The sequence below is a fragment of the Microcystis sp. M113S1 genome, from assembly GCF_020246945.1.
Lineage (GTDB): Bacteria > Cyanobacteriota > Cyanobacteriia > Cyanobacteriales > Microcystaceae > Microcystis.
Genome location: NZ_JADBSA010000125.1, coordinates 1 through 10,742 on the forward strand (window position 1 = coordinate 1; position 10,742 = coordinate 10,742).

11 protein-coding genes are annotated in these 10,742 nt (G+C 42.6%); 3 read left to right on the forward strand and 8 right to left on the reverse strand.

Translation table 11 applies throughout. The features are described 5' to 3' along the window. Window positions 1-281: 281 nt before the first annotated feature. The 6 genes from IM319_RS06380 to IM319_RS06405 all read right to left on the reverse strand — a co-directional run bounded on the left by IM319_RS06380 (window position 282) and on the right by IM319_RS06405 (window position 4,640). The gene (locus tag IM319_RS06380) at window positions 282-1,280 is read right to left on the reverse strand and encodes a sulfurtransferase (RefSeq protein WP_287735043.1); all 999 of its coding nucleotides are present in this window, start codon (window positions 1,278-1,280) and stop codon (window positions 282-284) included. A 129-nt stretch (window positions 1,281-1,409) separates the two neighbouring features. Beyond that, the gene (locus tag IM319_RS06385) at window positions 1,410-2,060 is read right to left on the reverse strand and encodes a phosphatase PAP2 family protein (RefSeq protein ID WP_287686155.1); all 651 of its coding nucleotides are present in this window, start codon (window positions 2,058-2,060) and stop codon (window positions 1,410-1,412) included. Beyond that, window positions 2,057-2,437, reverse strand: a complete 381-nt coding sequence (locus IM319_RS06390; protein WP_002779112.1) for a hypothetical protein — start codon at window positions 2,435-2,437, stop codon at window positions 2,057-2,059. Before IM319_RS06390 ends, IM319_RS06385 begins: the two co-directional genes overlap by 4 nt. Before the next feature lie 67 nt (window positions 2,438-2,504). Beyond that, window positions 2,505-3,680, reverse strand: a complete 1,176-nt coding sequence (locus IM319_RS06395; RefSeq protein WP_286826852.1) for a lipid-A-disaccharide synthase-related protein — start codon at window positions 3,678-3,680, stop codon at window positions 2,505-2,507. A gap of 7 nt (window positions 3,681-3,687) precedes the next feature. Continuing rightward, the gene (locus IM319_RS06400) at window positions 3,688-4,146 is read right to left on the reverse strand and encodes a cobalamin biosynthesis protein (protein ID WP_425184929.1); all 459 of its coding nucleotides are present in this window, start codon (window positions 4,144-4,146) and stop codon (window positions 3,688-3,690) included. An 83-nt stretch (window positions 4,147-4,229) separates the two neighbouring features. Next, a complete protein-coding gene (locus IM319_RS06405) occupies window positions 4,230-4,640 on the reverse strand; it encodes a M67 family metallopeptidase (RefSeq protein WP_286826853.1) in 411 nt (136 codons plus the stop codon). A gap of 295 nt (window positions 4,641-4,935) precedes the next feature. Here IM319_RS06405 and menD point away from each other — a divergent pair, with 295 nt between their 5' ends. Next, on the forward strand, window positions 4,936-6,645 hold the full coding sequence (menD, locus tag IM319_RS06410; protein WP_287735044.1) for a 2-succinyl-5-enolpyruvyl-6-hydroxy-3-cyclohexene-1-carboxylic-acid synthase: 1,710 nt from the start codon (window positions 4,936-4,938) through the stop codon (window positions 6,643-6,645). A 114-nt stretch (window positions 6,646-6,759) separates the two neighbouring features. Then, window positions 6,760-7,989: a hypothetical protein gene (locus IM319_RS06415; protein WP_287735045.1), complete on the forward strand. Its 1,230-nt coding sequence runs from the start codon at window positions 6,760-6,762 to the stop codon at window positions 7,987-7,989. Between the two features lie 6 nt (window positions 7,990-7,995). On the opposite strand, the gene IM319_RS06420 is transcribed toward IM319_RS06415, so the two are convergent. Both IM319_RS06420 and IM319_RS06425 read right to left on the reverse strand, forming a co-directional pair. Beyond that, a complete protein-coding gene (locus IM319_RS06420; RefSeq protein WP_287077455.1) occupies window positions 7,996-8,406 on the reverse strand; it encodes a salt stress protein, Slr1339 family in 411 nt (136 codons plus the stop codon). Between the two features lie 41 nt (window positions 8,407-8,447). After that, window positions 8,448-8,705 carry a chlororespiratory reduction protein 7 gene (locus tag IM319_RS06425; protein WP_287077456.1) on the reverse strand — a complete coding sequence of 86 codons (258 nt, stop codon included), beginning with the start codon at window positions 8,703-8,705 and terminating at the stop codon, window positions 8,448-8,450. Window positions 8,706-8,736: 31 nt separating this feature from the next. Between IM319_RS06425 and IM319_RS06430 the strand changes: the two genes are divergently transcribed. After that, a complete protein-coding gene (locus IM319_RS06430) occupies window positions 8,737-10,212 on the forward strand; it encodes a protein adenylyltransferase SelO (RefSeq protein ID WP_287735046.1) in 1,476 nt (491 codons plus the stop codon). Window positions 10,213-10,742: the final 530 nt, after the last annotated feature.

Here is a 10,742-nt window from a genome sequence, read left to right on the forward strand (position 1 = left end):
AGGCCGAATTTGAAGTCTTTTCTGAACGAAACCCCTTACTATCTGTTGTCAAGGTTCAGTTTTTAGCTTGGTTATCGCTTTTTCCATTGTAGCTTAAAGCCGTCCTAAAAGGACGGGGTTTTAACCCAAATTTTCGATAATTTAACCCCTCTCGTTGCTCTTGACACTGCCTTCCCGCAGATTTCTTAATAACGTCAATACCCTGCTCATTAGTAGGCACAAACACTGGCATCTTGCAGGTAAAGCACTCCGTCAGATTTCAACCACTGACAAACTTGACTTCAGATCGCTTTTTCTGGCCCAGTAGCGACGGGCAGCTCCGTGGTACTGTACTCTGTCCAAGAACCCTCATAAATTCTCACCTTGGGATAACCGAGCAGATGTTTGAGGACAATGTACTGTAAAGTCGCTTCCCGTCCCGTACTGCAACTGACAATAATATTATCGGAGGGCTTGATGTTGCGTTGGGCAAGAATCTTGCTGATTTCGTCTAAAGATTTCAATTTATGGGGATTTTTCAGGGATTCATCGGGATTATTTGCTTCCGTAAAAGTCGGCCAGGGTATATTTTTCGCCCCCGGAATATGACCATTTCTCAGCCAGATATCCTGTTTACCCTGAAAAAGTTCTTCGGGCCTGGGATCGATAAAAACCACATCCGGTTTGCCGATCAACTTCTCTACTTCTGCCAAAGTCACCCGAATCGAGGGATTATCACGCACAGTAAAGCTTCCGGGTTGATATTTAGGGAATTCTTTAGTTACCTTCTGTTCGGAACCCTTATAGCCCTTAAAACCCCCATCTAAGACGGCAACATCTCGGAAACCCGATCGCTCTAGTAAATAGGCGACCATGGTTGCCCCCAAGACATCGCGACCATCGGAATATACTACCACTCGATCGCCATTAGTGATTCCCGCGGCGGCAAAGAGACTGCCAATTTTATCCTCTTGCCAATATTGAACCGGTAAAAATCCGTTTGGACCACGAAAATTATTGTCGGCTATATTCACCGCTTTCGGTAAATGACCGGTGATATATTCCAAAGGATTAATCCGCACATCGAGAATTTTTAACTTCGGATCGTTGAGATTTTGTGCTACCCACGCCGGCGATACAAAGTCTATCTTGGTCTCAGATTTCGACGTGGCCATCAGGGGCGATGACGGTGCTAAGGTAAAGGTTAAAATGCACAGAAGAACTAAAGTGAAAAAAGTAAGGGGACGGCTTTGAAACCGTCCTAGGGATAGACCTTTCCCTTGGCGCAGTTTTGGTTTCATGATTCAGTGTCAGCGAAGAATATCAAACGATAATTACTATAGGGCTTTGATTAGCTTTCTCCAAAAATTTAGGTATAACGTGATATTTTTCTTGGGCAGCAAGTCGGTCAACTAATTATTAATTTATCCTTATTTCCTGATCGCCTTGGGTATCTCTAATAACTGTCGCCACCAGAGATGAACTAGGAGGGACCAAGCGATCGCTAAAAGCCAAGAGGCAAGGATATCACTAGGAAAGTGAACCCCTAAATAAAGACGAGTCCAAGCAATAACCAAGACGAAGGGAATCCCCAGTAAAACTACCCCTAAAAACCAGCGCGTTCTCCAAGATAGGATCAGTAAAGAAACCACTAACAGGGAACTAAATAAAGCATGGCCACTAGGGAAGGAAAAATCGTGGGGTAAGGGATAAAATAACTCCCAAAATTGCGGGCGATTCCGACGAAAAAGCATCTTGAGGTTATAACTAATAGCCCAACCTCCCGTCATGGTTACAAGGATATAAGCGAACCCATACCAGTATTTTTTTAGGGCAAAAATCAGCAGTAAAATTGTCAGTATCGGGGCCACTCCCCAATAAGTACCTAATCCCGTTAGTTTTATGGCCAAAAAGTTTAGGTTTAAATTAGCGGTTTGATGAATAGATAGCATCAGGGATTTTTCCCAAGCAAATCCTTGGGGATACTGGCCAATAGTGATCGCTAAATACGTAAAAGTTAGCGATGTTAACAAGATAACCAAGAAAATTAAGCTATTGTTTAAGTAAGTTTTGGGAATCACGGGGAAAAAGTGGCGATCGAGGATAACAGGGGCATTTCTAAAACCTGAAAATGCAGCAAAGCTAGGATTACTAAAGTATAAACTGTCGAGGAAAGTAATCCATTTCTCAATTCTTTTTGCCAATTGCGTTCTTCTTTCTCTCCACCGATTAATTCTTTCGTCCCGAATTGCATTAGCAGAATTCCCACAAGATTAGATAACCAATAACCAACCATGGCCGCCGGTAGAAAAAAATCGGCGTGCAAGCAAGCAATTAAACGACCGAAACCGTAGGCGATCGGCAGATTAAAAATTAGATCGTTCCACCAACACAGGGGCGATAATAAGTAACCGATCAATACCAAGGTTCCGTTTTTGATTTTGTCAAGTAGATACATCTTTTTTTTTAGCTACTAACTATCAGCTTTGTTTTTTTTTGCCATCAGCAATCAACTATCTCTGCCATTACTTTTGAAAAATGCTATAAATTTCCTCGGCAATATTTCTGCTACCTCCGGACTCTCCCACTCTAATTTTGCCATTTTCTAAACATCTGTGTAAATAACGAGAATCTGCCAAAATATCGATAATTTTAACCGCGGCATTTTTAAATAAATTTACCTGGGTGGGTTTCTGTCCAATAGTTATCACCGATTCCCCTAATAAGCGCATTTGTGCCTCAGCAAAAGGGTAGGTAAATTGGGGACCAAATCCGGGTATTTGGATGACGGGTTTTCCTAATCCTACTGCTTGTTCTACTGCTGTCCCCGCCATGGCTAAACAAGCGTCACAATGGTGTAAAATATCGGCAAAAGCATCACGATAACAGCATAATAAAGCCCCATTTTTCTCTAATTTTCCCGCTCCTAAATAATGCCATCCTTCTTGTTTAGCTAAATTTTCTAAGTCGGTTTCTGTGATACTAGGAACGATAGCAGCCCGAAACTGCATCGGTTTAATTTTAACTATTTCCTCACAGACTTGTAACTGTAAAGCTAAATTACTCAAAGCTTCCGGTAAACGACTCCCCGCTAATAAAGCAATCATGGGAATTTGACTATCTAATTCTAAATCTTTACCCGTTGGTGTTAAGACATCCATAATCGGATAACCAGCAAAAATCGCTTTTTTGATCCCCCGATTTTGTAGGTCTGTTGCTGTATATTTATCCCTAGTGAAAACCCTTAAACAATTCTTCGATCTTAAACATAATTCTGTGAGTAAAGGTAATTTAATTGTGCCTTCGTAATAACTGGAAGTAGAAACAATAAAAGCCACAAAAGGACGACCGGTTAAAGAAGCGATCGCAATCGGGACAATATCCCCCACTGCTATCAATAAATCACAATCCTTGCTAACTTTAAAAGCTGCCTGAATTTGTTTAATAGTTAGACCGATTAATCCCGCACCAATATCCTTAATCCAATTAAAAAGATTGGTATAAATAATTCCCCCCGATGGCATAGTAGCAGTGGGGGCAATAATTGGTACGGGCAATTTTTGATAAGCTTTTCCCTCTCCCACAAAAGGCAAAGCAGCTATAGATAATTGAGGCTGAATTTTTTGTAATTCCCCCAGAATTAAACTAGCATTTAAGTCCTCACCATGACCATTACTAAGAAATAAAACCTGTTTAAGCATCGATTTGTTATCCTCTATATTCCCTTGCGGCCAAAGAAACGGCCACTGTCACCGATTTTGCTTCTATTTGCTTGCTTACTAGCAAAGTCTTGCCCATTTTTAAAGCGGCAGCTTCAGCGACGCTAGGGGTTCCCATTTCCTTATTGACAATGGCCGAGGGATTGGGGACATTAATATCTCTCAACTCCTTGGCAGTAAAGGTTTTTAGAGGCAATCCTTTCTCTTGACAGTAGGCAATTAAACCCCGTTCATCAGCTTTGATGTCAAGGGTGGCAATACCAGCAATAGCGGCTAAAGAGAGGTGATAACGCTTAAAAACATCCCTAATTGCCCTATCTATGACTGCTTTCTCCGTCCCACGGATGCAACCTATTCCTAGCCATAATACTCGTCCATACCATTGGTGATGATCAATCCCAATTAAATCGATTGCGGGTGGGTGGAAAGCAGGGGAAGTGCTAGTCAACATTGGTGTTGCCTCTAATTGTCGCGGGATTAGGATTGCCAACGGGGAGAATCACCTTAAGGCTGTTTGCTATTTACACAAGACTACAATATTTTTACTGGTTGAAATTGTTCGCGTTCGTCTAGTTGCCAAGCTTGTAAATCGATCGCTCGTCCTGAAACTACGGAGACAATTAAATAAGTATATCCTGACCAGGCTAATTGGCGATCAATTTCCGAAGGAATGGCGGCATGATCGGGATGGGAATGATAGATACCAATAATTTCTAGCTGGTTTTCCCGCGCCGATTTTTGAGCTTGTAAAAGCACTTCTGGAGCAATACTAAAGCGGTTTTTCCTATTACCTGACCAGTTATTTTCTGTTGCTTGCATGGTGATAACTTCGGCTGCTGTCTCGGTAATTTTTCCCAAGAGTAACCCACAACATTCTTCGGGATAGGTGGATTCTGCGTGGGTGAAAATGCGCTGGTAAATTTGTTCTGTAATCAGGAGCATAGTGGAAAATTTTCAAAACCTATTGATGTTAGTTTGCTTTGGCTATAGGGAACTTGAAAACTGACTGCATCTCAATTTTCGAGAAATATCTATAGGATATTTTGGACGCACGGGATGCGCCCCTACCATTGGCGCAATAATATTATTGTAGAGGCCAATTGCCTTCGCTCTCTTTTAATAACTTCTGCATCGCTGACTCAGGAATAACTTATTCTTGGCCAGTTCCGGCCAGTGTTAAATTGATTAATAGACTCTTTAACTTATTGTCCCCTAACCTTTGCCACTGAATTGATAAATGTCGATCGATTTTCGCAATCTTAATACACTTTGGGGTTCTATTTTAGTCGAAACATTGGCCCGTTTGGGATTGAAGATAGGGGTGGTTTCTCCCGGATCGCGATCGACTCCTTTAACGGTAGCCTTGGCAAGACATCCCCAGATTGAAACTATTCCCATCTTAGACGAGCGCTCGGCTGCCTTTTTTGCCTTGGGATTAGCCAAACAATTATATCAACCGGTGGTTTTAGTCTGCACTTCTGGCACTGCCACGGCTAATTTTTATCCCGCAGTCATTGAAGCAAAAGAAAGTCATGTCCCTTTATTAATTCTAACCGCCGATCGCCCCCCAGAATTGCGTCATGCTCATGCCGGTCAGACTATCGATCAAGTCAAACTCTACGGTAATTATCCAAATTGGCAAGCGGAAATTAGCTGTCCTAGTGCCAATATCGAGCGTTTACGCTATCTCCGTCAAACTATCATCCACGCGTGGTTGCGCTGTCTCGATCCTGTCCCCGGAGTGGTGCATCTGAACTTACCATTTCGGGATCCCCTCGCACCAACTCCCGATCTAGAAATTAACAATTTAGAGGCTAATTTTGACCAAGAGGCTTTTTTTAGCCATATATCTCGGCAAAATATGCCAATTAACCACTCACTTCTCCAAATTCCTTCTTTACCCCCCAAAGGAATTATCATCGCGGGATTAGCTTCCCCGCAAAACCCCGAAAGTTACTGTCAGGCGATCGCTAATTTAGCCCGATCGCAACAATATCCCGTCTTAGCCGAAGCTTTATCTCCTCTGCGAAACTATGCAGGGTTAAATCCCCATCTCATCACCACCTATGATTTATTATTGCGGAATCCTGCCATTAAAACCCAATTAACCCCCGATGTTGTCCTGCAAATTGGCGAATTACCCACCAGCAAAGAATTACGGACCTGGTTAGAAGAAATCGACTGTCCGCGCTGGATTATCGATCCCCATCCCGATAATTACGATCCTCTACAGGGAAAAACCGGACATCTCAGGGGAAATATCGAGCAATTAGGGCATCTATTCCCAGATAAAACCGATAATAACCAAGAATATCGGCAATTATGGCAAAAATTAGACCAGAAAGCTAGATTAACTATCGATCGCCTTTTGGCAGCAGAAACTAAACTGATTGAAGGGAAAATCCCCTGGCTGCTTTCCCAATACCTCCCCCCCCAGACTCCGATCTTTATCTCTAATAGTATGCCTGTTCGCTATGCCGAGTTTTTTAACCCGCCTAGCGATCGCCAAATTCGTCCCTATTTTAATCGCGGGGCCAATGGCATCGACGGCAACCTCTCCACTGCGATAGGAATAGCTTATAAAAATGTTCCCAGCCTACTATTAACGGGAGATTTAGCCCTATTACACGATACAAATGGTTTTTTAATCAAAAATTATTTTGTTGGCTCCTTGACCATAATTTTAATCAATAACAAGGGGGGAGGCATTTTCCAACTGTTGCCGATCGCCAAATTTGACCCTCCCTTTGAAGAATTTTTTGCCACTCCCCAAAATATCGACTTTTGCCAACTCTGTCACACCTACGGTATCGATTACCATTTAATCAGCGATTGGACTGATTTTCAGCAAAAAATCGCAGTTTTGCCGGAATCAGGCATAAGATTACTAGAAATATCCTGCGATCGAGCTTTTAATACCCAATGGTTCCTCAGTAATTATGTGTAGGGTGTAGGGTGTGGGGTGTGGGGTGTGGGGAAGTGGGGAAGCTGCCTATTGCCTATTAATTCCCTTTTTCGAGAAAGTGAATACAATAGGTGGAAAGCGCGTTAAAAAAGTCCGATGAATCGACAAAGACGGCAAAAATCAAGACAATTTTCTCTCCCTAGATATTCTATCTTTCCCCCGGAACAATGGCGATCGGGAGTGACTTCTTTGGTGATTAGTTTGGTCTTGTCCCTACTGATTTTAAAACTGAATAGCTCTAGTCTCTCCACTGCAACCATAAATATTTTTAATCCCTCCACTGTGGGGGAGAATTTAGCCGGTAAGAGTCTAGATGAGTTAGAAAAGCAGAAAATCGCCGAATTTTTGCAAATTACCCCGCCAGAAACCGAATTAACCCTCGATCGCACTCCTTTGTTTATTCTCCACGATACAGCTTGGAGTATGACTGCGGGTAACATCGAAGAACAGAAAAAATATGCTCGCGGTCCGATGAAATTGGGTCCCAATGTTTACATCCCCCGCAAAGCGAATTCCAGGGATAGAGATATTTTAGACTCGATCGCCCGGCCTTTTTTTGAACGTCACCGTCCCACTGCCACTTTTTATGAACAAGCGGCCGAAATGCTGCCCGCAGACACCAGAGATCAATTAGTGCGTCAACTGTGGCAACTTACCCCAGAAACTATCCGCGTCAAGGGTTTTGCACTTGCTTTAGAGGGTGTTCCTTTGAGTACGCGATCGGCGACTGAGTTAGAAAAAAGGGCGAGAATTTGGTTAAATACGCCTTCCGAAGCCGTCTTTAGGCGTTTAGTCAAAAAATATCCCACAAATTACTTTGATGGGGCAAAAACTACCGCATTATGGGCAACAGCAGCGATTTGTGATCAGGTATCTCACCCTAATTGCGATCGCTTGCGACCAGTTTTTGCCGAAAGAAATCGTCGGGTTATCTCCAGTGTTAACATTGAACTGGTACAAGCGCCGGGATCCCACTGTTTGACCAAAGGACGCTTGCAACCCCTCCCCGGTTACAGTGATTTTCAATACCAACAAACGGCGAAATATTATCTCCTAGCAGCCTTACAAACGGGACAATTACCGCAAATTGTCAGCCATTTTGCCGTGGATAGTTTTCTGATTAATCAAGGAAAATATCCCCATTGTGACCCCCGGGGTTTTGATCTACAACGTCTCTACAATCTCATCAGTCAAGCTTTGGATTATGACCCCGGCACTATTTATGGTATCGTTCCTCGTTACGGCACAAATATTCTAGCCGGTGATAATATTTGGTGGCATAATCGAGTTTTTGACCAAGCAAATTTACCCACAACTTTAAATTAGACCTGATCATTTAGAAATGTCCACTTCTCCCAAAGCTTCTAGATAGGTAATCGCTGCTTCTAAAGGAGAATCGTAGCCATAGGAAAACTCCTCAAACCAGCGTCCTTCCTCCGATTTGGCATCCAATTTATCTAACCATTGCTTGGCCTTTCTAGTTAAAGCTTCTCGCTTGCGCTGCTGTTTTAATGCCACCGCTTTTTCTTTTTCCGCTGCCTCTTGTTGTTGCCTTTCTTGGTTTTCTAAGGCTAAAGCTTTTAAAATCCCATCGGTAGCAGAATCGCCGGTATAATTAACCTTAAATTCGGACGGGGAACGCTCTTTTTCTTGACGAGAAGAAGGGGACGGTATCGGTTTTTCCTGATCCCGTTTCTGGTATTCTGCCTTCATTTGTGCCAGTAAATCTTCTATTTCTCCCATAATGATCAAGTTAAAAGTAAAAAGTTAAAAAGTGGGTTTCCTTATTTTTCCAAACGCACTACATACCATTGTAAATAACCCTCCTCACCCAGGTCTAACTCGCAGTAATTATCGCGCAGATAGAGAGCTTTTTCCTCAAGACTAGAGAATTTCGCCAATTGTCGGGGACAAATCTCCGGTTTTGCGGTGATTACATCTTTCAACTTATCCCGTAACTGGTCGGGAGTCTGGAATTGTTCAGGTTGATCGGCCTCAAGGACAAGAAAATAGTCCCCTTGATACATAATAGAATCGGGCATCGCTGTTTGATAGTCTCAGTAGGAAAATTTTTTGGCTATCTTTATCACTTTAACGCCTCAAAGCTCGATCGACACCACCACTATGACAGACCATCTCACCAATCCCTTTCTCAGTCTCCCTTACGAAAGCGCCATGCAGGACTTGGGAGACCACTACTATGATCAAGTCGCAGCCGCAGATTTTCCCCGTCATATCCTTCGTTTTCGCAATGATGCTTTATTACCTTTGGTGGAAATTCAGCCAGAATTAACCTTAGATGAGCATTTTATCGAGGCTTTTGGTAAATTTCAATCCCTGACACCTTTTTTGTCCCTGCGTTACCACGGTTATCAATTTGGCGAGTATAATCCTTTTTTAGGGGATGGTCGCGGTTTTCTCTACGGTCAAGTTAGGGGTATTGATGGCAAATTATACGATTTTGGTACGAAAGGATCGGGACGGACTCCCTATTCCCGTCACGCGGACGGTAGGTTAACTCTCAAGGGTGGAGTTAGAGAAGTCTTAGCTGGGGAAGCTTTACGCAGTTTAGGGGTGAATACCTCTCGCTGTCTGAGTTTGGTGGAAACGGGGGAAAATCTCTGGCGCGGTGATGAACCTTCCCCAACGCGATCTTCGGTGATGATTCGAGTTAGTAATTCTCATATTCGTTTTGGGACTTTTGAGCGTTTATTTCATATTAAACGTAGCGATTTGATTAAAAGACTCCTCGATCATGTGATTATTTATTATTATCCTGAAATCGATCCCCAAGATAGCGATCGCTATTTAAAATTTTACGCCGCTTTGATTGAAAGAACCGCTAAATTAGCGGCCCAATGGATGGCCGCAGGTTTTTGTCATGGAGTTCTCAATACCGATAATATGTCAATTACTGGGGAAAGTTTCGATTATGGTCCCTACGCTTTTATTCCTTCCTATAACCCCCAATTTACGGCGGCCTATTTCGACTACGGTGGCCGTTATAGTTATGGCAATCAGCCTTTTATCTGTCGTTTAAATCTAGAGTTACTGCAATCTCCCCTGGCCATGGTCGTCTCCTTGTTAGAGTTAGATATGGCTTTGGCTAACTATGACCAGCATTACAATTTTTATTATCAAACAATGATGCTCAAAAAGTTAGGTTTTGAGGATATTTTTACTCCCGAATCCGCTTTACTGGTCAGCAAAACTGTGGAAGTTCTCCAAGAAACTGGCCTCGGTTATCACGACTTTTTCTATCAATTAAGTGAACAATTTAATTACGGTTGGCGAGAAAATAGTTCTCTAATTCTTGAAAATATGGATTTACCCAAAGCTGATTGGCAACGTTGGCGAGAATTATATAGTTTGGTCTTAAATCAATTACCCCTAGATTCCTTGTCTCAAATTGGCGACACTTTAAAGCATTATAATCCTAAAACCGCTTTACTTAGACCTCTCATCGAATCGGTTTGGGAAGCCATTACCTATGAAGATGATTGGCAACCTTTCCAAGAATTAGTGATAAAATTACAAAATAAACAGTAATTAAGTAATAAGTAGTGGTGCAAAATTAATTTCTTGGTTAGGAGAGGCAAGAGGTAGTTAGCTCTGATTTGCCTCTAGGTTTGCTTCAATACGATCTAATTGGGAACCTGGCCACCACATCCACTTACTCATCCTTAAATAGGCTCAGCTGAAAAAGTTTTTCGGTGGGGGTCGGGGGTTGGGGGTTGGGGGTTGGGGTTTTACCCATTTTCAGGTGGTCAATTACCTAATTTTCAGGGAAAAAGTCCCTGAATTTTCCCCCCAATCACTCCAAGGGTCGGCACTTTTTGAGGTCAAAAAAGTCTAAAAACCTTGTTGGATAGGGTTTTTAGATTTATTCAGCAAACCTTAAATAAGTTGTTAGTGTCCTCATCCTAACAAATCCTGCGGTTGACATCCTCGCCGCCGTAAAACGGACGGCGATTCCTCACCACGCCACCTTTTTAGAATGGTCGCTGAATGGGGTTGACGCTTCACGGGATGCTGCTTCTTTAACAGAAGTCTTACGCTTTCCTCTACGTCCGTTTAAA

Excerpts from the sequence above, each read along its gene's own strand:
- IM319_RS06395 (WP_286826852.1), bottom strand. The coding sequence starts at position 3,680 with ATGCTTAAACAGGTTTTATTTCTTAGTAATGGTCATGGTGAGGACTTA.
- IM319_RS06390 (WP_002779112.1), bottom strand. The coding sequence starts at position 2,437 with ATGTATCTACTTGACAAAATCAAAAACGGAACCTTGGTATTGATCGGT.
- IM319_RS06380 (WP_287735043.1), bottom strand. The coding sequence starts at position 1,280 with ATGAAACCAAAACTGCGCCAAGGGAAAGGTCTATCCCTAGGACGGTTT.
- IM319_RS06405 (WP_286826853.1), bottom strand. The coding sequence starts at position 4,640 with ATGCTCCTGATTACAGAACAAATTTACCAGCGCATTTTCACCCACGCA.
- IM319_RS06425 (WP_287077456.1), bottom strand. The coding sequence starts at position 8,705 with ATGCCCGATTCTATTATGTATCAAGGGGACTATTTTCTTGTCCTTGAG.
- IM319_RS06415 (WP_287735045.1), top strand. The coding sequence starts at position 6,760 with ATGAATCGACAAAGACGGCAAAAATCAAGACAATTTTCTCTCCCTAGA.
- IM319_RS06420 (WP_287077455.1), bottom strand. The coding sequence starts at position 8,406 with ATGGGAGAAATAGAAGATTTACTGGCACAAATGAAGGCAGAATACCAG.
- menD (WP_287735044.1), top strand. The coding sequence starts at position 4,936 with ATGTCGATCGATTTTCGCAATCTTAATACACTTTGGGGTTCTATTTTA.